The sequence below is a fragment of the Micromonospora aridisoli genome (genome assembly GCF_056150025.1).
The window spans coordinates 123,353-144,695 of sequence record NZ_JAXCFK010000010.1 but is presented as its reverse complement, the minus strand read 5'-3'; the positions used below and the strand labels follow the sequence as shown (position 1 = coordinate 144,695).

Sequence of the window (21,343 nt, the reverse complement as noted above, 5' to 3'; positions counted from 1 at the left end):
AGCCGATCATAACGAGCGTGCGGAGCCAACAGTGGTCATGCGTAGCAGCAGCCCCCTGCCGAGGATGAGCCGACGCGGACGCGTCACGATCGGGGTCCTGATCGGGGTGTTCGTCCTGTTCACCCTGCTCGGCTGGGGGGTGCAGGCCTGGACGGACTGGCTCTGGTTCTCCGAGGTGGACTACACCGAGGTCTTCCGGGGCGTGCTGGTCACCCGACTGCTGCTCTTCCTGGCCGCCGGCCTGGCGATGGCGGCGATCGTCGGCGGTAACCTCTGGCTCGCGCAGCGGCTACGACCACGGCTCCGACCGCACTCGCCGGAACAGGCGACCCTGGAGCGCTACCGGATGCTGCTCGGTCCCCGGCTGGGCCTCTGGATCGCGGTGGCCGCGGCGACCGTCGGCCTCTTCGCCGGCCTGTCGGCGCAGAGCCGCTGGAACCAGTGGCTGCTCTTCCTGCACGGCGGCAACTTCGGGGTCGACGACCCGGAGTTCGGTGTCGACGTCGGCTTCTACGTCTTCCAGTTGCCCTTCTGGCGGTTCCTGCTCGGCCTCGGCTTCACCGCGGTGGTGCTGGCGCTGATCGGCGCGCTGGCCGTGCACTACCTCTTCGGCGGGGTCCGCCTGCAGGGCGTGGGTGACCGGATGAGCAACGCCGCTCGGGCCCACCTGAGCACTCTGGTCGCGGTCTTCGTGCTGCTCAAGGCCGTCGCATACGTGTTGGACCGCCGGGCGATGCTGCTGGAGTACAACGACGGCGTGGGGGTCTACGGCGCCGGGTACGCCGACATCAACGCGCTGCTGCCGGCCAAGGAGATCCTCGCCTACATCTCCGTGGTGGTGGCGATCGCGATCATCGTGTTCTCCAACGCCTGGATGCGGAACCTGGTCTGGCCGGGCATCTCACTGGCGCTGCTCGGCGTCTCGGCGGTGGCGATCGGTGGCATCTACCCCTGGGCGGTGCAGACCTTCGAGGTCAAGCCCAGCGCCCGGGACAAGGAGGCGCCGTACATCCAGCGCAGCATCGACGCCACCCGCGCGTCGTTCGGTCTGGACATCGCCCAGACCTCTGCCTACTCGGCGAACAACCTGACCCCGCAGGAGAGCCTGGCCACCGACACCTCGGTGGTGCCCAACGCCCGGTTGCTCGACCCGCAGCTGGTCAGCGAGACCTACACCCAGCTCCAGCAGGTCCGCGGCTTCTACGACTTCGGCCCGAAGCTCGACATCGACCGGTACACGGTCGACGGCGAGACCCAGGACTACGTCGTCGGCGTGCGTGAGATCAACTACGGCGAGCTGACCGCCCAACAGAGCAACTGGATCAACCGGCACACCGTCTACACCCACGGCTACGGGGTGGTGGCCGCTCCGGCCAACCGGGTGATCTGCGGTGGCCAGCCCTACTTCGTCTCCGGCTTCCTCGGCGAGCGGTCGCAGGAGTCCTGCTCCTCGCCCACCGACCTGATCCCGGCCAGCCAACCCCGGATCTACTACGGCGAGCGGATGTCGGACGGCGACTACGCCATCGTCGGCAAGCCCAACCCGGACGCCAACCCGGCCGAATTCGACCGGCCCGCCGGAGAGAGCGGCGAGGGGCGCGAGTCGTACTACACCTACACCGGTGAGGGCGGCGTCGAGGTCGGCTCGTTCACCCGGCGGCTGCTCTACGCGATCAAGGAGCAGGAGGCGAACTTCCTGCTTTCCGAGGCGGTCAACGAGAACTCCAAGCTGCTCTACGTGCGCAACCCACGGGACCGGGTGGAGAAGGTCGCCCCGTTCCTCACCCTGGACGGCGACCCGTACCCCGCGATCGTGGACGGCCGGGTGCAGTGGATCGTGGACGGCTACACGACCGCCGCGACCTACCCGTACGCCGAGCGGGTCAACCTCCAGCAGGAGACCACCGACGAGCTGACCGGGCGGGGCACCATCCAGCTGGCCCGGGAGAACGTCAACTACATCCGTAACTCGGTGAAGGCGACCGTCGACGCGTACGACGGCACGGTCACCCTCTACGAGTTCGACGAGAACGACCCGGTGCTCAAGGCGTGGAACAAGGCCTTCGGCGGTGATCTGATCAAGCCGCGCGCCGAGATCCCGCCGGCGCTGGCCGACCACTTCCGGTACCCGGCCGACCTGTTCAAGGTGCAGCGCAACCTGCTGACCCGGTTCCACGTCACCAACCCCGGTGACTTCTACTCCGGCCAGGACTTCTGGCAGGTGCCGAACGTGCCGGACGCGCCGGACAGCGGGGTGAAGCAGCCGCCGTACTACCTCTACACCCAGTTCCCCGGCCAGGAGGCGCCCCGCTTCCAGCTGACCAGTGCGCTCACTCCGAACGGTCGGCAGAACCTGGCCGCCCTGGTCTCCGGGTCGTACGAGGACGGGCGGCCGACGTTGCAGGTGCTGGAGCTGCCCGACCAGACCCGCGTCTCCGGTCCGGTGCAGGTGCACCAGCAGATGACCAACAACGCCAACATCCGGCAGCAGCTGAACCTGCTCTCCTCGAACCAGGCCCAGGTGCAGTACGGCAACCTGCTCTCCCTGCCGTTCGACAACGGGATGCTCTACGTGGAACCGGTCTACGTGAAGAGCAACCAGACCGACGCGTACCCGCTGTTGCAGAAGGTGCTGCTCTCCTACGGTGACGGTGGATCGTTCGTGGTGCTGGCCGACAACCCGGCCGACGGCATCAAGCAGCTCGTCGAGCAGGGCAAGCGGGCGGCGGCCGGCAACCCGCCGCCGGCCCAGAGTGAGGACCCGCCGCCCGACGGCGAGGAGCCGCCGCCTTCGCCGACCCCCACGCCGGCGCCCGGCGACGCGCCACCGCTCACCGGCGAACTCGGGGCGGCGGCCGAGCGGGTGCAGGCCGCGATCACCGAGGTGCGGGCCGCGCAGGCGTCCGGTGACTTCGAGCGGTACGGTCGCGCGCTGGCCGCGTTGGACGAGGCGCTGACCGCGTTCCAGCAGGCTCAGCAGGCCGCCGGTGGCAACGGTGCCCCGGCCGGCAGCCCGTCACCCACCGGCTGATCAAGCGAGTGGTGGAGCCCGCGGTCCGGCGAACCTTCGCCGCCGCGGGCTCCGTCGTGTCGGCGGTGCGACCCCCGGACGGTCGGGGTGAACCCGGGCCGTTCCGGAGTCGTTTTGCGGCGGCCGGGGGTGGTGCGCTACGGTGGATCTACCGACGCGGGGTGGAGCAGCTCGGTAGCTCGCTGGGCTCATAACCCAGAGGTCGCAGGTTCAAATCCTGTCCCCGCTACTGCGAGAAAGAGGTCCCGGATCCGTCCGGGGCCTCTTTTCGTTCGCCTATCGGCACCTCCCCTCGGTCACCCGGCGGGGGCGGACGCTCCGAGTTCGGTGTTACGGGTGGGGCGCCGGATGAGGATGGCGACCGATGGGGTAGGCTGGTTCTACCGACGCGGGGTGGAGCAGCTCGGTAGCTCGCTGGGCTCATAACCCAGAGGTCGCAGGTTCAAATCCTGTCCCCGCTACTTTTACGCAGAGGTCCCGGATCCGTCCGGGGCCTCTGTTCTTTCCGGGGGCGTCTCCGAGGTCGACATGGGCGCCGTTCGGCCGGTCGAGGTTGCGTGTCTCGGCGAGGATGAGCCCATGTCTTCCTTTGGTAGGTGGTGGGGGCGGCTCGGCACGCTCCTGGGTACGGTCGTGCTGTCGGTGTTCATTCCGGTCGCGGCGTGGGCCTCGACCGGCACCGGAGAGCTGGTGGTCGAGGCGGCCCGGCGCCGCGGGCGCGGAGGCGGCTTCTTCGGTTTCCTGAGCCTGCTCTGCTGCTTGGCGGTGGTGGCCGTGATCGTCCTGCTGGTGATCCGGATGACCCGACGCCGCCGCTGACCGGACGGCTCGCACCTCGCCGGGCCGTGAGGGGCCGCGCCCCGTTCACCGGCGCGTGGACCGCCAGCGGCGGTGGGCCCGACGCGTGGTCTACTTGTCCGCGTGGAACTTCTGCACTCGGGCAAGGTGAGGGACGTCTACGCCGAGGGCGAGGACCTGATCCTGGTCGCCTCGGACCGCATCTCCGTCTACGACGTGGTGCTGCCGACCCCGATACCGGACAAGGGCAAGCTGCTCACCGCGCTGTCGCTGTGGTGGTTCGAGCAGTTGGCCGACCTGGTGCCCAACCACGTCATCTCGGCCACCGACGTGCCGCCGGAGTTCGCCGGTCGGGCCATCCGGTGTCGCCGGCTCGACATGGTCCCCGTCGAGTGCGTCGCCCGCGGCTTTCTCACCGGCGGCGGGTTGAAGGAGTACGAGAGCACCGGCAAGGTCTCCGGGGTGGAACTGCCGCGCGGGCTGGTCGAAGCGTCCATCCTGCCCGAGCCGATCTTCACGCCGTCCACCAAGGCGCCGGTGGGTGAGCACGACGAACCGATGACCTTCGCCGAGGTGGTCGACAAGGTCGGTGCGGAAACCGCCGAACGGCTGCGGCAGCTGACCATCGACGTGTACTGCCGGGGTGCCGAACTGGCGGCGGACCGGGGCATCCTGGTCGCCGACACCAAGATCGAGCTCGGCTGGGCGTCGGACGGCACCCTGGTGCTCGGCGATGAGCTGCTCACCCCGGACTCGTCGCGGTTCTGGCCGGCCGAGTTCTACCAGCCGGGTCGTACCCAGTTCTCCTACGACAAGCAGTACGTGCGGGACTGGGCCGCGAGCAGCGGCTGGGACAAGAGGAGCCCCGCGCCCGAGGTACCCGCGGACGTGGTCGACGCCACCCGCGCCCGCTACGTCGACGTCTACGAGAAACTGACCGGCAACCGCTGGGAGTGACCCGACTCACTCGCTGCGGTGGCGGCCGACGTGCTGCTCGGCGGGGACGGTCGCGGTGATGATCCGTACCGTGGTGCCGGCCGGCCCGGTCTCGACGTCCATCGCGTCGGTCAGCTCGCGGGCCAGCCAGAGACCCCAGCCGCCGGCCGTCTCGGGCGCCGGCCTGCTCCGGTTGGCGAGACTCCGCGTGTCGATGCCTCGCCCGTGGTCGGAGACCTCGCACAACACCAGGCCAGGCTCTTTCCACAGCCGCAACCAGCCCTGACCTCCGCCGTGCCGTACCGCGTTGGTGATCAGCTCGTTGACCGCGAGCACGAAGTCGTCCAGCCGCTCATCGCGCAGCCCGGCGGCGCGCGCGCAGCCGGCGACCGAGTGGCGGAGCTCGGTCACCTGCGCCTGGTCGAAGGCGTCGGCGGTCAGGAGGGCGTGTTCGATGGGCACCACCGTACGCGGTGTGCGGGGTTCTGCGTTCGTCATGGCCCCGTCCTGACAGAGATCGCAGAGGTTTACGCGGCTTTTAACACCGTACGTCAGGGTTAGCGGAGCTGCATCGGCGTGCGAAGCCCGCGACCCCCTGTGGCAGGGTGACGCACGTGTCCGCGCCCGGTGGTTTCGAGGTCCCGCTCTGGCGCGCCGTCGCGGTCTTCCGGGTGGCCTCCCTGGCGTACGTCTGCGTGGTGCTGATCCGGGACGCGGACCGGTACGCGCATCCGCTCGCCGCCGGGGCCCTGGTGCTGGTCATGGCGGTCTGGACCGCCGTCACCGCGATCGGCTACGCGGTCCCGGCCCGGCGGGGGTGGCCACTGCTCCTGGCCGACCTGGGAGTCGTCGTGGCGATCCTGCTGGCCACCCCGTGGGTGATGGGCCGGCCGGCGCTCGACGCGGGGCTGCCGACCCTCCCGGTGGCCTGGCTGAGCGGGCCGGTGCTGGCCTGGGCCGTCTGCGGCGGGCGACGGCGCGGAGCGACGGCCGCCCTGGTGCTCGGCGCGACCGACCTCGGCACGCGGGGCATGGTGACGCCGAGCGCGTTCAACGGAGCGATCCTGATGCTGCTCGCCGGAGTGGTGGTCGGACACGTCGCCCGGCTGACGGTGACCGCCGGGGAACGACTGCACCGGGCGGTCGAGCTGGAGGCCGCCACGCGTGAGCGGGAACGGCTGGCCCGGGACATCCACGATTCGGTGCTCCAGGTGCTCGCCCTGGTCCAGCGGCGTGGTGCCCACCTCGACGGCGAGGCGGGTGAGCTGGCCCGGCTGGCCGGCGAGCAGGAGGTGGCGCTGCGGTCGTTGATCTCCGGCACCGGAACGGTCGGGACCGGTGCCGCCGATGCGCCGGTGGACCTGCGTACGCTGCTCGGCCGGCACGCCTCGGCCACCGTGTCACTGTCCGCCCCGGCGACCCCGGTGCCGCTGCCCCCGGTGGTGGCTCGCGAACTGGCCGCGGCCGCCGCGGCGGCGTTGGACAACGTGGCCCGGCACGGCGGCGGTCGGGCCTGGATGCTGGTTGAGGACGAGGGTTCGGCGGTGACCGTGTCGATCCGCGACGAGGGACCGGGCTTCCCGCCCGACCGTCTCGACGAGGCGGCGGCGCAGGGGCGGCTGGGCGTGACCCAGGCCATCCGGGGCCGGCTGGCCGACCTCGGTGGCACCGCCCGGATCACCTCGGCACCCGGTACGGGCACCGAGGTGGAACTGATCGTGCCGAGGAGGTGGCCGTGAGCGGGGTGCGCGTGATGGTCGTCGACGACCACCCGATGTGGCGCGAAGGGGTCGCCCGTGACCTGGCCGAGGCCGGTCACGAGGTGGTGGCCACCTGCGGAGAGGGCCGGCAGGCGGTTCGGCTGGTCGCCGCGGCGCGTCCCGACGTGGTGGTGCTGGATCTGCAACTGCCGGACATCTCCGGCGTGGAGGTGATCCAGGGATTGCGCGCGGCCCGCCCGGAGGTACGGGTGCTCATGCTTTCGGCCAGCGGTGAGCAGCAGGGCGTCCTGGACGCGGTGAAGGCCGGAGCCACCGGTTACCTGCTCAAGTCCGCCGGGCTGGCGGAGTTCCTGGAGGCGGTGCGGCGCACCGCGGCGGGGGAGCCCGTCTTCACACCCGGTCTGGCCGGGCTGGTCCTCGGCGAGTACCGCCGGCTGGCCGCCGTCGGGGAGCGCGCGGCGACCGGTGCCGAGGACGCGGCACCCCGGCTCACCGACCGGGAGACCGAGGTGCTGCGTCTGGTGGCCAAGGGGATGTCGTACAAGCAGATCGCCGAGCGGCTCGGGCTGTCGCACCGTACGGTGCAGAACCACGTGCAGAACACGCTCGGCAAGCTCCAACTGCACAACCGGGTCGAACTCACCCGGTACGCGATCGAACGCGGCCTGGACGGGTGAACGGGGCTGAGCGGGATCAGACCGAGTGTGGTGGCCGGGTCTCGTGGATGGCCAGTTCCTCGGCGCTGGCGCCACCACCGGCCGCACCCGCGTCGTACGCGATCGAATCGGTCTCCTGGTCGGTGTGCGTCCCCTCGTCCGGTTCGACCAGCCGGCCCACGGTGGCGTCCGCGCTGGTGCCCAGCCGGTCGTGGTCGTAGATCGACACCGGCGACTTCGGGTCGGACGTGGGACCCGGATCGATCACGTCGGCGTCGAACTGCGCCTGCGCCGCCTGCTCCCGGCTGTCCGCCTCGGCCGCGATGTCCGGATCGACCGGGCCGGCCAGCGGATCGTCCACCGGAATTTCGAACTGTTCCCGGCTGAGCTTGTAGTCCAGCGACTCGCCGTCGAGCTGCTCCTCGGCGGTGGTGCCGAACTCGTCGACGGCAACGGGCGTCCGGTCACCGGGCAACTGGGCCGGCGCCGGGCCGTCCGCCTCCCGCCCGGTCAGCACGTCGTCCCCGGCCGTCGAATCGTCGTCGGCGGTGTCGGGCAGGCCGTCGGCCTCGGGATCGGACACGGGGGTCGGGTACTCGTCGTCGCGCATGACAGACCACTACCCGTTGCCCTCCCGCCGTAACCGGCCCGCCGAGGCGGATGACCGCACGGAAACCGGACGGCGCCCTTCCCACCCGCTCAGCGGGGCAGCTTGCGGGCCAACGCGGCGACCGTGCCGACAGCGGTGCCGGCGGCGGCGAGGCCGAAGGCGGCGGTCAGCCGGACCAGCTGGCGACGTCGACCGTGCCAGCCACCCTCCGTGGTCGCCTCGGCGTGGGGACGGAAGACGTTGCCGGCGCTGTCCGCCGCTGCCGACGGCCCGAACTGGGTGTACCGGCCGTACCAGCCGAGGAGTCGTTCGGCCAGCGCCGGGGCGAGCCGCCACTGCAGGCCGATCAGGCGGGCGGAACCACCGGCGTACGCCTCCCGCCGGGGCCGCCGCAGCAGCCGGACGATCGTCTCCGCGACCACTTCGGGCGGGTAGACCGGCGGAGGTGGGACCGGCTGCCGGCCGCTGTGGTTGGCGGCGTGCCGGAAGAACGGGGTGTCGATGGTGGCCGGTAGCACGGTGCAGATCGAGACGGACCCCCGGCCGGTGGCGAGCAGTTCCTGGCGGATCGTGTCGGCCAGGCCCCGGACACCGTGCTTTGCCGCGTTGTACGGGGACTGGTACGGGATCGCCACCTCGGCCAGTACCGAGGCGTTGTTGACCACGACGCCGCCGCCGGCCGCGGTGAGGTGCGGCAGCGCGGCCCGGATGCCGTTGGCCGTGCCAACCAGGTTGACGTTCACCACCCGGCGGAACTCCTCCACCGGGATCTCGTCGAACAGCCCGACGCTGCCGACCGCGGCGTTGTTGATCCAGGCGTCGATCCGGCCGAACTCCGCCACGGCGGTACCTGCCAGCCGTCGCACGGCGTCCGCGTCCGTCACGTCGGTCGGCACGACCAGCGTGCGACCGCCCAGCTCACGGCAGTTCCGGGCGACCTCCCGCAGCGCCGGCTCAGTACGCGCGGCCAGCACCACCGTGCTGCCGCGGCGCGCCAGGGCGTACGCGGTGGCCGCACCGATGCCGCTGGACGCACCCGTGATGACGACGGTGGCGTCGGCAAGTGCTCGGGCTAGGGGCATTCCTCCTCGGTACCCCGTCATGTCCGGGTCATGCCGTCGACCGTGTCTCCGATCTGCGAGGTTTCGGCTCTTCGGAGGCCGGTTAATGGGACGCTCTGACCGGAGACCACCGCCCCATCCGCATGGAGGTGACCCATGCGCGTCGGCCTCGTCTGTGCCCACGCCGCTACGCCGCCGTTCGGCGACGGAATCGTCGTCGGCACCTACCAGCACATCGCACGGGTCGCGGCCGAACTGGCCGGGCGAGGTCACGACGTGCGGGTGTACACCCGCCGGGACGATCCTGACGTGGCGGAGACCGACACCGTGGACGGCTACCGGGTGGAACGGGCACCGGTGGGACCGGTCGCGCCGATCTCCACCGCCGAGCTGGTGCCCTACGTGGCCGAGTTCGGTCAGTGGCTCGCCGACCGTTGGTCCGGCGACTGGACGCCCGAGGTGGTGCACGGTCACTACTGGATCGGTGGCCTGGCCGCCGCGCACGCCGTGCGGGAGACCGACATACCGATGGTGCAGACCTTCCACTCGATCGGCATGGAACAGCTGCGCCATCTCGGCTCGCGATACGACGGGCCGGGGACCCGGATCCCGCTTGAGCGGGCGTTGACCCGGGCGGTTGACGTCGCGATCGCCCAGAGCAACGACGAGGTGGACGAGCTGACCCGGATGGGCCTCCAGCGCACCTCGGTCGCGTTGGTACCGACCGGTGTCGACACCGAGCGTTTCCACCCCGACGGCGAGGCCGCACCGCGCGACCAGCGACCCCGGATCCTCTCGGTGGGCGGGCTCTGGCGCGGCCACGGCCAGGACGACCTGATCCGTGCGATGCGCCTGGTCGGCGACGCGGAGCTGGTGATCGCCGGCGGGCCGCCGGCCGACCGGCTGGCCAACCACGCCGAGGCCCGTCGGCTGCGCGAGCTGGCCGACCGCGTCGGAGTCGGCGAGCAGATGCACCTGGTGGGTGCGGTGCCGCACGACCAGATGGCCACCTGGTACCGCTCCGCCGACGTGGTGGCCTGCACCCCGCACTACTCCTCGGCGGGTCGGGTGTCGCTGGAGGCGATGGCCTGCGGTGTCCCGGTGGTCGGCTACGCCATGGGTGGCATCGCCGACGCCGTGGTCGACGAGGTCACCGGCAAGCTGGTGCCACCGGGCGACGTACGCACCCTGGGGATGACGCTGCGTCGGCTGCTCACCGACAACGCCGGCCGGTTCGCGTACGGGCACGCGGCGGTCGACCGGGTGCGGTGCAGTTACACCTGGGAACGCACGACCAGCGCCCTGGAGCGTCTCTACGAGCGGGTGGTGGGCCGGCGCAGGCCGGTCGAGGCGGCCTGAGGCACCGGGGCGCCGGCTCCGCCGGTCGCACCCGCCACCTCGCACCCCGGGGGCGTGGCCTGCGCGACCAGCGGCGGCGGGGTGCCCACCACCGCCCGGGTCGTCTCCCGGGCGACGGCGTGCTGGGGCTCGGCGTACCGGGTGAGCCCGATGACGGCGGCGAGGGTGACCAGGAAACCGATCCCGGCGAGCCACTCTCGGCCCGGCCAGATCTTGTCGTTGAGCAGGAGCAGACCCACGATGGCGGCGGGCACCGCACCGGCCGCGTCCATGGCCGCCACCGCCGCCGTGGTGGAACCGCGCTGCATCGCCAGTCCGAGCAGTAGCTGGCCGACCACGGAATGGCCGACGAGCAGGTAGAGCAGCGGGTCGGTGAGAAACGCGTCCCAGCTCGACGCGGAGGCCAGGGGCCGGGCCGCCACCGCCGCGGCGGAGAAGGCCAGCCCGGCGAGTGACCCGAGCGCCACCGACCCCGGTGCGCCGTGCAGCCGGACCGCGAAGAAGCCCAGCACCGCGATCACCGCCAGGGTCGCCAGCAGGGCGATCATGCCCGCGGTGCCGAGGCCCTTCGACGGGGCCGGTCGGGCGGAGAGGACCAGCGCGGTGATCCCGGCGAAGAGCAGCACCAGCAGGACCACCTCGGCCACCGGCAGCCGCCACTTCAGCACGACCACGCCGAGGATGGCGGTGACTCCGAGCCCGGCCGCCACGCTCGCCTGCACCAGGAACAGCGGCAGGTCCCGCCGGGCCAGGAAGGCCAGGACGAAACCGGCGACCTGGCAGGCCAGCCCGACCAGGTAGGTGCGGTGCCCGGCCAGGCGCAGCAGCAACCCGGGATCGAAGGTGTGATGCACCGTGGTACGGGCGGCGGCGACCGACTGCAACAGATTGGCGACGCCGTACGCGACGATCATCGCCGCCAGGAAACACCAACCCGAGGTAGCCACCTGGCGAGGATAGAGGTTACCGGGCGTCAGTGCGCGTCCGGTCGACCCAGCCGATCGAGGATGTCGGGGTGCAGTGCGCCGTTGCTGGCCAGCGTGCTGTTGTCGCCGCCCGCCGGGGCCGGACGGCCCGCCAGGTCGGTGACCGTACCCCCCGCTTCGGTCACGATGGGTATCAGCGCGGCCACGTCCCAGAGCGAAAGTTCGGGCTCGACCATCACATCCAGTGCACCCTCGGCCAGCAGCATGTAGCCGTAGAAGTCGCCGTAGGCCCGGCTGCGCCAGGTGTCCCGCATCAGTTGGAGCACCGGTTCGAGCCGGCCGATCTGCTCCCAGCCGCCCAGGGAGGAGTAGCAGAAGCTGGCATCGGCCAGCCGCGTCACCCCGGACACCCGGATGGGCGCACCCCGGGAGGCGTCCGGGCCCGCGTACGCTCCGGTGCCCAGCGCTGCCCACCAACGCCGGCCCAGCGCGGGCGCGGAGACCAGCCCGGCGACCGGACGGCCATCCTCCAGCAGGGCGATCAGGGTGGCCCAGATCGGCACGCCCCGGACGAAGTTCTTGGTCCCGTCGATCGGGTCCACCACCCACTGGCGGCTACCGGCGGTGGGCGTCGCGCCGTACTCCTCGCCGAGCAGGCCGTCGTCGGGGCGGTGCTCGGCGAGCAGGGCACGGATCTGCCGCTCCACGGCGGTGTCCGCGTCGGAGACCGGGGTCAGGTCGGGCTTCGACTCGACCCGCAGGTCCAGCGAGCGGAACCGGGCCGTCGAGATGGCGTCGGCGGCGTCGGCGAGCCGGTGGGCGAGGGCGAGGTCGTCGTCGTACCCGGTCATGCCGGACACGGTAGCGACGTCGGCGCGGGAGCGGCGCCGGGGGCCGGCGGATGCCACGGCGGCGGTGCGTCCGACGGGCGTCGCGACGACGGCCCGGCGTGGCGGGACCGCCGGTTCAGTCCGGGCGTCCGCGCGGGTCGGGCTCCGTCCGCGGGTCGGGCTCCCCGGCGCGGGAGGCCAGCAGCCGGCGGTACGAGGTCAGCCGGCGAGGGTCGGCCCGCCCCGCCGCGACCCAGTTGTCCAGCGCGCAGTCGGCCTCGTCGGCGGTGTGCGGACAGTTCGCCGGGCAGTCGGCCGTGGCTTCGACCAGATCGGGAAAACCGTGCAGCAGGCTCTCGGCCGACACGTGGGCCAGGCCGAAGCTGCGTACGCCCGGGGTGTCCACGATCCAACCCGGATCCTCCTGCGCGTCGGGTGGCGCGGGCAGCCGTAGCGCCACCGCGCTGGTCGACGTGTGCCGACCGCGGCCGATCGCGCTGACCGTGCCGACCGCCCGGTCGGCCTCCGGCACCAGGCGGTTGACCAGCGTCGACTTGCCCACCCCGGAGTGCCCGACGAGCACCGAGACCCGGCCGGCGAGCAGGCTGCGCAGCGCGTCCAGCGACGAGTCCGGCCGCAGGAGCAGGTACGGCAGTTCGAGTTCGGTGTAGTAGTCGAGCACCGCCTCGGGCCCGGCCAGGTCGGCCTTGGTCAGGCAGAGCAACGGTTCGATGTCCGCGTCGTACGCGGCCACCAGGCAGCGGTCGATGAACCCGGTTCGCGGCGGCGGGTCGGCCAGCGCGCTGACGATCACGAGTTGGTCGGCGTTGGCGACCACCACCCGTTCCAGCCGCCCTTCGGCGGTGCTGGCGTCGTCCTCCGCGGTGCGCCGGAGCACGGACCGGCGCGGCTCGATCCGGACGATGCGGGCCAGTGCCCCCGCCCCGCCGGAGGTGTCGCCGACCAGTCCGACCCGATCGCCGACCACGACCGACTTGCGCCCCAGTTCACGGGCGCGCATCGCGGTGACGGTGGGGTCGTCCCGTCCGGCACCGGCCAGCACGCAGGTGTACCGCCCGCGGTCCACCGCGATGACGAAGCCGTCCCTCGCGTCGGCGTGGCGTGGCCGGGTCCGGGTACGCGGACGCGAGGACCTGCCGGGCCGGACCCGGACGTCGTCCTCGTCGTACTCTCGTCGCCTGCTCGCCAGGACCGACCCTTCTTCCGCCTCAGTTCTTACCGGTCACCATTGCCGACCATAGTGTCGGAAACTCCGGCATGGTCTTCGAGGTGCACGCCACGTCGTCCAGCTCGATGCCGGGCACGGCGAGACCGGCCACCGCGGCCGCGTGCGCCATCCGGTGGTCATGGTAGGTGCGGAACACGCCGCCCCGCAGCGGTCGGGGTCGGATCTCCAGGCCGTCGGCCGATTCGGTGACGTCCGCGCCGAGCGCGGTGAACTCCCGGGTCAGCGCGGCCAGCCGGTCCGTCTCGTGGCCACGGATGTGGCCGACGCCGGTGAACACCGAGGGCGAGTCGGCGAGCATCGCCAGCGCGGTCAGCGCCGGGGTCAGCTCGCTGACGTCGGACAGGTCGGCGCGCAGACCCTTCACCGTGCCGGTGCCTCGCACGGTGAGCCCCTCGGTGCTGAGGCTGACCGTCCCGCCCATCTGCTGCAACAGCGAGCGCAGTCGCTCCACCGGCTGGGCGCTGCCGCGGGCGGGCCACCCGCGCAGGGTCACCTCGCCGCCGGTGACCAGGGCGGCGGCGAAGAACGGCACCGCACCGGAGAGGTCCGGCTCGATCTCCCAGCCGCGCCCGGTCAACGGCCCGGGCTCGACCGCCCAGACATCCGGGGTGCTGTCGTCCACCGCGGCACCGGCGGCGCGCAGCATCTGCACGGTCATCCGTAGGTGCGGCGCCGACGGCACCGGCGGGCCGACGTGCCGAACCACCAGCCCACGATCGAAGCGCGGCGCGACCAGCAGCAGCCCCGAGACCAGTTGGCTCGAAGCCGAGGCGTCGATGACGACCTCGCCGCCGGTGACCCGACCGGCCCCCAGTACCACCAGGGGCAGGCTGTCCGGCCCGGCGGTGTCGATGCGTACCCCGAGGGAGCGCAGCGCCTCGATCAGCGGACCGAGCGGGCGGGTGCGGGCCTGCGGGTCACCGTCGAGGGTGACCTGCCCTTCGGCGAGTCCCGCCACCGGCGGCACGAAGCGCATGATGGTGCCGGCCAGCCCGACGTCGACGTGGGCGGGGCCGACCAGCCGGTGCGGTCGGACCAGCCAGCGGTCGTCGTCGGCGATCGACACGTGCGCGCCCATCGCCCGCAGTGCCGCGGCCATCAGCTCGGTGTCCCGCGCCCGCAGCGGCCGGCTCAGGGTGGCGGGGCCGGCGGCCAGCGCGCCGAGCACCAGGGCGCGGTTGGTCATCGACTTGGAGCCGGGCAGGCGCAGCGACGCCGAGACCGGATCGCTGGCGGTCGGTGCGGTCCACGGCTGTAGCGGCCGGGTCGCGGTCAGGTTCCCCACGGCTACATTCTGCCGCGTCTCGGCTCCGGTGCCGCTACCGTCGGCCGTCACTCCCGGGGAACGGGACAGCCGCCGGGCGGGCGGCGCGCTAGCGTGTGCGGCATGTGCGGGAGGTACGCCACGACCCGGAGCGCCGGGGACCTCAGCGGCCTGTTCGAGGCCGTCGACGAGACCGGGGACGGGTTGGTCGCCGACCACAACGTCGCGCCGACCGACCCGGTGCCGCTGGTCCGGGTCAGCGCCGACGGGCACCGCGCGCTCACGATGGGACGCTGGGGTCTGGTGCCACCGTGGTCCCGGTCGTCCGCCGGCGCCGCCCGCATGATCAACGCTCGCGCCGAGACGGTCGCCACCAGCCGGGCGTACGCTCCCTCCTTCGCGCGCCGCCGGTGCCTGGTCCCCGCCGACGGCTGGTACGAGTGGGTGCGGCTGGCCGGCGGCACCAAGCAGCCGTACTACATGACTCCGCGCGACGGCTCGGTGCTCGCCTTCGCCGGCATCTGGTCGGTCTGGGAGACCACCGACCGGGCGTTGCTGACCTTCAGCGTGCTGACCACCGCCGCCGTCGGCGAACTGGCCGAGGTGCACGACCGGATGCCGCTGCTGCTACCTCCCGAGCGCTGGACGACCTGGCTGGACGGCGCCGCTGACGCCGCGGAACTGCTCGTCCCGCCGTCGCCGGACTGGCTGGCCGGGTTGGAGGTGCGACCGGTGGGGCAGGCGGTGGGCGACGTACGCAACGACGGCCCGGAGCTGACCGCCCGGGTGCCGTTGACGCGCCGCGTCGAGTCGGAGGAGATGACGCTCTTCTGATCACACCCCGCACATTGTCGGGAGTGATTTGCTGCGGTTACGGGTGAAAGGTGACTCGACCGTTCTGCCAACTTCCCGGCAGAGTCTTGTCCCCGTGTGTGGAAGTGCGATAGAACACAGCGCCGGTGATGGGTGTCGTTCGCGTCGGGTGAACGATGTTCATCGATCTTGCTGGTCCCACGGGGGAGGTGGGTGGATGACACGGGCGCGTATGCCCCGTCCGCACGAGGTGGCCGCCGCGCGACGTGATCCGCGACTGTTGCGGGCCCTGCGCGAACGGCGACAGGACGAAGCCTGGCGTACCAGAGGTACGTGTCAGAGTGTCGACCCGGAGACGTTCTTTCCAGCGCCGAACGAGCCGGCCGACGCGGCGGTGGCCCTGTGCCGCAGCTGCGACGTGCAGGGTTCCTGCCTGGCCTGGGCGCTGGAGGTCGGCGACTGTCACGGTGTGTGGGGTGGCACCACCCCACGGGAGCGACGGGCGATGCTGGTGGCCTGGCGCAGCGAGGTGCAACCCGATCCGGAGGCCGCCGGCGACGCCGGCCCGCCGGTGCGGGACCGACTGCTCACGCTGGTGCCGTTGAGCTGACCGCCGGGGCGAGCCCCGGAGGGTCTCGACGACCCGTCAACCACCCCGCACGGTCCACCCGACCACGAGGTCGGAGGCGGCGTGCACGCGCCGCTCGGGCCAGGTGGAAAAGGGTTCAATGGTGCGGTGCCACATGACGACGTCCTCGACACCCCGCGCGGCCCCGCGCGGGTCGACACCGACCCGCCGTCCGCCCCGCCCTGTGCCCTGCTGGTGCTGGGACACGGGGCGGGCGGCGGGGTCGACGCACCGGATCTGATCGCGCTCCGGGACGCGGCCGTGGCCGCCGGCCTGGTCGTCGCCCGGGTGACCCAGCCCTACCGGGTCGCCGGCCGACGCGCGCCGGCTCCGGCGGGGCACCTCGACGAGGCGTGGGCCGCCGTGCTGGGCGTGCTGCGGCAGCGGCACCCGGGCGTACCGCTGGTGGTGGGTGGTCGCTCCAGCGGAGCGCGGGTGGCCTGTCGGACGGCCACCGCGGTAGGCGCCGCCGGGGTGGTGGCCCTCGCCTTCCCCCTGCATCCGCCCGGCCGGCCGGAGCGGAGTCGGGCCGGCGAGCTGGCGACCGGCCTGCCGACCCTGGTGGTCAACGGGGACCGGGATCCGTTCGGCGTACCGGAGCCAGGCCCGCAGGTGCGCGTGGTGGTTCGGCCGGGGGAGCGGCACGATCTGCGGGGTGACCCCGCCGCCACGGCCGCCCTGACCCTGGGGTGGCTGCGCGGACAGGGCTGGGCCAGAGCCTGACCCGTCAGCGCGGCGCTACCGGGTCTGCGCTCGGCAGCGGTGCCGTGTCCGTCGACCGCGCCGCTTCGTTGCACCCGATGGTGTCCCCGTGTCCGGTCCGGCCGGCGGCACCGGGCTCCCAGGCCCTTCCTGGTCCCAGCGTCGGTCGCACCGCCGTCGCGGGGACCAGGAACGCCGGGGCCGTGCCGGAATGCCCCGACCCACGGCGCGTGTTGAACACCTCGGACGAACACTGTGCGAGGGGGGTGACCGGTGCCGACGGAGATCCGGATCCGGGAACGCGACGAGCGGGGGGCGCAGCAGCTCAAGCAGCTGCTGACCGGCCCGAACTGGCCGGCGGCGGTGCCACCGGCGGAGGTGGCGGCGGGCACACCCGTCGGAACCGAATCTCCCGGAAGGTCGGTGCGCGTATCCTCGGCGGGGAAGCATCCGACCCGAGGGGATGTGCGGTTGACCACGGAGAAGACCGACGAGCGCAGGGCCCGGTTCGAGCGGGACGCGATGCCATTCGTGGATCAGCTGTACGCGGCCGGCCTGCGGATGACGCGTAACCCGGCAGACGCCGAGGACCTGGTTCAGGAGACCTACCTGAAGGCGTACGCGGCCTTCCACCAGTTCGAGCAGGGCACGAACCTGAAGGCCTGGCTCTACCGGATCCTGACCAACACCTACATCAACTCGTACCGCAAGCGGCAGCGTCAACCGGTGCAGGCCCCCACGGACGAGATCACCGACTGGCAGCTGGCCGAGGCGGAGTCGCACACCTCCAGCGGGTTGCGGTCGGCCGAGACCGAGGCGCTCGACCGGCTGCCCGACAGCGACGTCAAGGAGGCTCTCCAGCAGTTGCCGGAGGAGTTCCGGCTGGCTGTCTACCTGACCGATGTCGAGGGCTTCTCCTACAAGGAGGTCGCCGACATCATGGGCACGCCCATCGGCACGGTGATGTCGCGGTTGCACCGCGGGCGTCGTAATCTGCGCAAGCTGCTTGAGGGGTACGCCGCGGAGCGGGGTTTCTCCGCGGCCCAGCCGGCCCGGAGTTCGACCGCCACCGGCCGGGAGGTGTGACGTGAGCTGTGGAGAACCGCACGAGACGGATTGCCGTGAGGTCCTCGCCGAGGTCTACCTCTACCTCGACCTGGAGTGCGCGCAGGAGCGCCGGACGCTGATCCGGCACCACCTCGACGAGTGTGGCCCCTGCCTGCGGGAGTACGGCATCGAGCAGGAGGTCAAGGCGCTCGTGGCCCGCTGCTGCGGCAACGAGTCCGCGCCGGACGAGCTGCGCGAGCGGCTGCGGATACGGCTGAGCGAACTCGTCGTCTTCGAGACCACCGAGTCGCGCGAACTGGCCGACTGACCGTCGTCGACACACACCGGTGCCCGGGTCGGAAGTGACCCGGGCACCGGTGGTCCGTCGTCCGATCGCGGCGGGCAGCCGCCCACCGGCTCAGGAGTTGGGGCGCTTGCCGTGGTTCGCGGCGCTCTTCTTACGGGCCTTCTTCTTACGGGCCTTCTTCGCCATGGTGACCTCCTCGTGATGGCCGGATCGGCTGCGCACGACCCCGCCGCCGGGGGCACTGTCGCCCGGCCGGCGTCCGGGTCCGACCCGTTGATGCTAGTGCGGACGTTACGGGTGGACTGCTCCCGGGGCCGCTCCGCGCCCACCGGCCGCCCGCTCATGATTGGATACGTCGCAGGAGTCGCGAGAGAAGGGGCCGAAGATGGCCGAGGAGATCCGCGCCGAGATGGTGGCGAACGTCTGGAAGGTCGTCGCGTCGGCCGGGGACACCGTGTCCGAGGGGGACACGCTGGTGATCCTGGAGTCGATGAAGATGGAGATTCCGGTCATCGCCGAGTCCGACGGTGTCGTGCAGCAGCTCGCGGTGAACGAGGGCGACGTGGTCCAGGACGGTGACCTGATCGCGGTGATCGGTTGAGTGAGCTGCTGATCCGCCCGGTCGAGCCGGCCGATTTCGCCGGGGTGGCCCGACTGACCGTCGCGGCGTACGAGGCCGACGGTCAGCTCAAGGGCGAGACCGGCTACGCCGACGTGCTGGCCGACGTCTCCGCCCGGGCGGAGCACGGTGACGTCCTGGTAGCGGTGGACCCGGCGACCAGTCAGCTGCTCGGCTCGGTCACCTTCGTGCTGCCCGGCACCCCGTACGCCGAGATGTGTGGTCCGGGGGAGGCGGAGTTCCGGATGCTGGCGGTGGACCCGGCGGCACAGGGGCGGGGAGCCGGTGCCGCGTTGGTCGAGGCGTGCGTCGCACGGGCGACCGAGCTGGGTTGCACCGCGGTGACCATCTGCGTGCGCGCGGGTCACGCCGAGACGGCCCAGCGGCTCTACCGCAGGCGTGGCTTCGTCCGCGAGCCCGAGCGGGACTGGAGCCCCTTGCCCGGGGTGGACCTGCTGGCCCTGCGCCTTCCCCTCGCCTGATCCCGTCCGCCCCGGGCCCGGTCAGGAAGGCCGGGTGGGAGGTGCGGCGATCGCGGCGAGCAACTCGTCGGCGACCTCCAGGGCCACCCGCTTGCGCTCGGCGTCGGTGATGTCCGGCGTGCGTACGGCGAACCAACTGCTGTGCACGGCGAACAGGGCCAGCACGGCGCGGAGCTGGGCACCGGGGGACTCGTCACCCTGGCAGAGCGCGGTGGCCAGCCGGAACATCCGGCCGCGCAGCTCCCGCCCGGCGGAGAGACTCTTCAGCGCCGTCTGGTTCTGCTCGAAGAAGCGCATCACCGAGGGCTGCTCGCCGCTGAACATGGCGTCGGCGTAACGCTCGACGACGGCTCGCCGGGTGGCCAGCGTGGCTGGTTGGCTCTCGGCCCAGGTGATCAGGGCGTCCATCCGTTCCAGCCGGTCCTCCACGACGCTGCTGACGATCTCGTCCTTGCTTTTGAAGTGGTAGTAGAGCGCGGCTTTGGTCACTCCGAGCCGCTCGGCGACCTCACGCAGCGAGGTCGCCTCGTAGCCCTGCTCGGTGAAGAGCTCCAGGGCGACGGCCTTGATCCGCTCCCGCGTGCCGCCTGTGCTCTGGCTCACCCGTACCTGCCAATCCGGTTGCCGTCGTCGTCTGTCCAACTTACCGTGCGGCTAGTAAGGTGGCTAGCCGGGCGGCAAGTAAGTGCGCCGCATCTCGGGGGGAGAGCTTACCGATGAGCCAACAGACCCAGGCTGCCGCGCGACCCAATGTCCGGGTCGTGCTCTTCGGCCTGATGATCGCCATGATGCTGGCGATGCTCGACAACATGATCGTCAGCACCGCCCTGCCGCGCATCGTGGGCGAGTTCGGTGGGCTCAACCACTTCACCTGGGTGGTGACCGCCTACGTGCTGGGAACCACCGTCTCCACTCCCATCTGGGGCAAGCTCGGCGACCTCTACGGGCGCAAGGCGGTCTTTCTCACCGCGGTGGTGATCTTCCTGATCGGCTCCGCACTGTGCGGCATGTCCGGTTCGGGGTTCCTCGGCGGCCCCGACGACGGCATGGTCCAGCTGATCGCCTTCCGGGCGCTGCAGGGCCTGGGTGCCGGTGGCCTGATGGTGGGCGTGATGGCGATCATCGGTGACCTGGTGCCGCCCCGCGAGCGTGGCCGCTACCAGGGCATGATCGCCGGCATCATGGCCATCGCCATGGTGGCCGGTCCGCTGGTCGGCGGCTTCATCACCGACAACCTCTCCTGGCGCTGGGCGTTCTACGTCAACCTGCCGCTGGGCGGTGTGGCGCTGGTGCTGCTCGCCGCGACCATGCACCTGCCGAAGTACCGCACCGAACACCGCATCGACTGGCTGGGTGCCGCGCTGCTGTCGGTCGGCATCACGGCGATCGTGCTGATCACCACCTGGGGCGGTCACGAGTACGCCTGGGCGTCGCCGCAGATCCTCGGCCTCGCCGGCCTGGCCGTGGTGACGCTGGTGACCTTCGGCTTCGTCGAACGGCGGGCCGCCGAGCCGATCCTGCCGCTGGGGCTCTTCGCCAACCGCAACTTCGCCCTCATCTCGGTGATCGGTTTCCTGCTCGGCTTCGCGATGTTCGGCGCGATGAACTTCCTGCCGCTCTACCAGCAGACCGTGCAGGGTGCCTCGGCCACCAACTCCGGCCTGCTGCTGCTGCCGTTGATGTTCGGCATGCTGGTGGTGTCGCTGGTGGTGGGCCGGGCGATCACCCGGACCGGCCGGTACCGGATCTTCCCGATCGTCGGCGGCGTGGTGATGAGCCTCGGGCTCGCCCTGCTGAGCCTGCTGGACGTGGACACCAGCAAGACCCAGTCCTCGCTCTACATGGTCGTGCTCGGCGTCGGCATGGGCTTCCTCATGCAGACGTCGATGCTGATCGCGCAGAACAGCGTCGCCCAGAAGGACCTGGGGGCGGCCAGCGGGGCGGCCACCTTCTTCCGCTCCATCGGTGGGTCGTTCGGCATCTCGCTGTTCGGTGCCATCTTCGCCAACCGGCTGGCCGGCTCCGCTGCCGGTGGCGCGTTCAGCGGAGGCGGCGAGGCCGGCGCGGCGATGAACATCGAGCAGCTCAGGGAACTGCCCGCGCAGGCCCGCGAGGTGGTGCTCGGTGGTCTCGCCGACGCGATCTCGCACGTGTTCCTCTGGGCGGTGCTCTTCGCCGTCGTGGTCCCGGTGCTGGCCTGGTTCATCCGGGAGATCCCGCTGCGGACGAGCAACGAGCCGACGCCGGGCGGCAGCGGGCCGGAGCAGGCCGAGACCGACCTGGCCAAGGCTCCGGCCGCCTGAC

At 71.7% G+C, this 21,343-nt stretch carries 23 protein-coding genes and 2 tRNA genes; 16 read left to right on the top strand and 9 right to left on the bottom strand.

What is annotated here, in order from left to right:
* Positions 1–37 precede the first annotated feature (37 nt).
* The 5 genes from SM447_RS21400 (at position 38) to SM447_RS21380 (ending at position 4,786) form a co-directional block, all read left to right on the top strand.
* Positions 38–3,031 (top strand): UPF0182 family membrane protein, encoded by a 2,994-nt coding sequence (locus tag SM447_RS21400; RefSeq protein ID WP_474574611.1) that lies wholly within the window; start codon positions 38–40, stop codon positions 3,029–3,031.
* Between the two features lie 155 nt (positions 3,032–3,186).
* Positions 3,187–3,260 (top strand) — tRNA-Met (locus SM447_RS21395).
* A 158-nt stretch (positions 3,261–3,418) separates the two neighbouring features.
* Positions 3,419–3,492 (top strand) — tRNA-Met (locus SM447_RS21390).
* 118 nt (positions 3,493–3,610) lie between these two features.
* Complete coding sequence (locus tag SM447_RS21385) at positions 3,611–3,850, top strand: hypothetical protein (protein ID WP_474574610.1); 240 nt, start codon at positions 3,611–3,613, stop codon at positions 3,848–3,850.
* A 102-nt stretch (positions 3,851–3,952) separates the two neighbouring features.
* Positions 3,953–4,786: a phosphoribosylaminoimidazolesuccinocarboxamide synthase gene (locus SM447_RS21380; protein WP_474574609.1), complete on the top strand. Its 834-nt coding sequence runs from the start codon at positions 3,953–3,955 to the stop codon at positions 4,784–4,786.
* A 6-nt stretch (positions 4,787–4,792) separates the two neighbouring features.
* On the opposite strand, the gene SM447_RS21375 is transcribed toward SM447_RS21380, so the two are convergent.
* Positions 4,793–5,263, bottom strand: a complete 471-nt coding sequence (locus tag SM447_RS21375; RefSeq protein ID WP_474574608.1) for an ATP-binding protein — start codon at positions 5,261–5,263, stop codon at positions 4,793–4,795.
* A 116-nt stretch (positions 5,264–5,379) separates the two neighbouring features.
* Here SM447_RS21375 and macS point away from each other — a divergent pair, with 116 nt between their 5' ends.
* Together macS and SM447_RS21365 are read left to right on the top strand one after the other, a co-directional pair.
* The gene (gene macS, locus SM447_RS21370; protein WP_474574607.1) at positions 5,380–6,504 is read left to right on the top strand and encodes a MacS family sensor histidine kinase; all 1,125 of its coding nucleotides are present in this window, start codon (positions 5,380–5,382) and stop codon (positions 6,502–6,504) included.
* A gap of 14 nt (positions 6,505–6,518) precedes the next feature.
* Entirely contained in the window at positions 6,519–7,163 is a 645-nt protein-coding gene (locus tag SM447_RS21365; RefSeq protein ID WP_474574746.1) for a response regulator, read from the top strand.
* Between the two features lie 16 nt (positions 7,164–7,179).
* Here SM447_RS21365 and SM447_RS21360 read toward each other — a convergent pair whose 3' ends face one another.
* Positions 7,180–7,752, bottom strand: a complete 573-nt coding sequence (locus tag SM447_RS21360) for a DUF5709 domain-containing protein (protein WP_474574606.1) — start codon at positions 7,750–7,752, stop codon at positions 7,180–7,182.
* Positions 7,753–7,841: 89 nt separating this feature from the next.
* Positions 7,842–8,834 (bottom strand): SDR family oxidoreductase, encoded by a 993-nt coding sequence (locus SM447_RS21355; RefSeq protein ID WP_474574605.1) that lies wholly within the window; start codon positions 8,832–8,834, stop codon positions 7,842–7,844.
* 135 nt (positions 8,835–8,969) lie between these two features.
* On the opposite strand from SM447_RS21355, the gene SM447_RS21350 reads away from it, so the two are divergent.
* Positions 8,970–10,172 (top strand): glycosyltransferase, encoded by a 1,203-nt coding sequence (locus SM447_RS21350; protein ID WP_474574604.1) that lies wholly within the window; start codon positions 8,970–8,972, stop codon positions 10,170–10,172.
* On the opposite strand, the gene SM447_RS21345 is transcribed toward SM447_RS21350, so the two are convergent.
* The 4 genes from SM447_RS21345 to aroA form a co-directional block, all read right to left on the bottom strand.
* Positions 10,127–11,086 carry a hypothetical protein gene (locus tag SM447_RS21345; protein ID WP_474574745.1) on the bottom strand — a complete coding sequence of 320 codons (960 nt, stop codon included), beginning with the start codon at positions 11,084–11,086 and terminating at the stop codon, positions 10,127–10,129. The genes SM447_RS21350 and SM447_RS21345 overlap by 46 nt on opposite strands.
* A 59-nt stretch (positions 11,087–11,145) precedes the next feature.
* On the bottom strand, positions 11,146–11,949 hold the full coding sequence (gene hisN, locus SM447_RS21340) for a histidinol-phosphatase (RefSeq protein WP_474574603.1): 804 nt from the start codon (positions 11,947–11,949) through the stop codon (positions 11,146–11,148).
* A gap of 115 nt (positions 11,950–12,064) precedes the next feature.
* Complete coding sequence (rsgA, locus tag SM447_RS21335) at positions 12,065–13,021, bottom strand: ribosome small subunit-dependent GTPase A (protein ID WP_474574744.1); 957 nt, start codon at positions 13,019–13,021, stop codon at positions 12,065–12,067.
* 136 nt (positions 13,022–13,157) lie between these two features.
* Positions 13,158–14,462 (bottom strand): 3-phosphoshikimate 1-carboxyvinyltransferase, encoded by a 1,305-nt coding sequence (aroA, locus tag SM447_RS21330; RefSeq protein ID WP_474574602.1) that lies wholly within the window; start codon positions 14,460–14,462, stop codon positions 13,158–13,160.
* A 102-nt stretch (positions 14,463–14,564) separates the two neighbouring features.
* Here aroA and SM447_RS21325 point away from each other — a divergent pair, with 102 nt between their 5' ends.
* The 5 genes from SM447_RS21325 (at position 14,565) to rsrA (ending at position 17,959) form a co-directional block, all read left to right on the top strand.
* A complete protein-coding gene (locus SM447_RS21325) occupies positions 14,565–15,275 on the top strand; it encodes an SOS response-associated peptidase (RefSeq protein WP_474574601.1) in 711 nt (236 codons plus the stop codon).
* A gap of 196 nt (positions 15,276–15,471) precedes the next feature.
* Positions 15,472–15,864, top strand: a complete 393-nt coding sequence (locus SM447_RS21320; protein WP_474574600.1) for a WhiB family transcriptional regulator — start codon at positions 15,472–15,474, stop codon at positions 15,862–15,864.
* Between the two features lie 126 nt (positions 15,865–15,990).
* Positions 15,991–16,605 (top strand): alpha/beta hydrolase family protein, encoded by a 615-nt coding sequence (locus SM447_RS21315; RefSeq protein WP_474574599.1) that lies wholly within the window; start codon positions 15,991–15,993, stop codon positions 16,603–16,605.
* Between the two features lie 252 nt (positions 16,606–16,857).
* Complete coding sequence (locus tag SM447_RS21310) at positions 16,858–17,670, top strand: sigma-70 family RNA polymerase sigma factor (protein ID WP_474574598.1); 813 nt, start codon at positions 16,858–16,860, stop codon at positions 17,668–17,670.
* A gap of 1 nt (position 17,671) precedes the next feature.
* On the top strand, positions 17,672–17,959 hold the full coding sequence (gene rsrA / locus SM447_RS21305; protein WP_474574597.1) for a mycothiol system anti-sigma-R factor: 288 nt from the start codon (positions 17,672–17,674) through the stop codon (positions 17,957–17,959).
* 90 nt (positions 17,960–18,049) lie between these two features.
* On the opposite strand, the gene SM447_RS21300 is transcribed toward rsrA, so the two are convergent.
* On the bottom strand, positions 18,050–18,124 hold the full coding sequence (locus SM447_RS21300) for a 50S ribosomal protein bL37 (protein ID WP_370461611.1): 75 nt from the start codon (positions 18,122–18,124) through the stop codon (positions 18,050–18,052).
* A 199-nt stretch (positions 18,125–18,323) separates the two neighbouring features.
* Here SM447_RS21300 and SM447_RS21295 point away from each other — a divergent pair, with 199 nt between their 5' ends.
* Both SM447_RS21295 and SM447_RS21290 read left to right on the top strand, forming a co-directional pair.
* Positions 18,324–18,539, top strand: coding sequence for a biotin/lipoyl-binding carrier protein (locus tag SM447_RS21295; RefSeq protein WP_093405215.1), 216 nt, complete (start codon positions 18,324–18,326; stop codon positions 18,537–18,539).
* Positions 18,536–19,039, top strand: coding sequence for a GNAT family N-acetyltransferase (locus SM447_RS21290; protein ID WP_474574596.1), 504 nt, complete (start codon positions 18,536–18,538; stop codon positions 19,037–19,039). The genes SM447_RS21295 and SM447_RS21290 overlap by 4 nt, the downstream gene beginning before the upstream one ends.
* A gap of 21 nt (positions 19,040–19,060) precedes the next feature.
* On the opposite strand, the gene SM447_RS21285 is transcribed toward SM447_RS21290, so the two are convergent.
* Positions 19,061–19,642, bottom strand: a complete 582-nt coding sequence (locus SM447_RS21285; protein WP_474574595.1) for a TetR/AcrR family transcriptional regulator — start codon at positions 19,640–19,642, stop codon at positions 19,061–19,063.
* Positions 19,643–19,755: 113 nt separating this feature from the next.
* Between SM447_RS21285 and SM447_RS21280 the strand changes: the two genes are divergently transcribed.
* Positions 19,756–21,342, top strand: coding sequence for an MDR family MFS transporter (locus SM447_RS21280; RefSeq protein WP_474574594.1), 1,587 nt, complete (start codon positions 19,756–19,758; stop codon positions 21,340–21,342).
* Position 21,343: the final 1 nt, after the last annotated feature.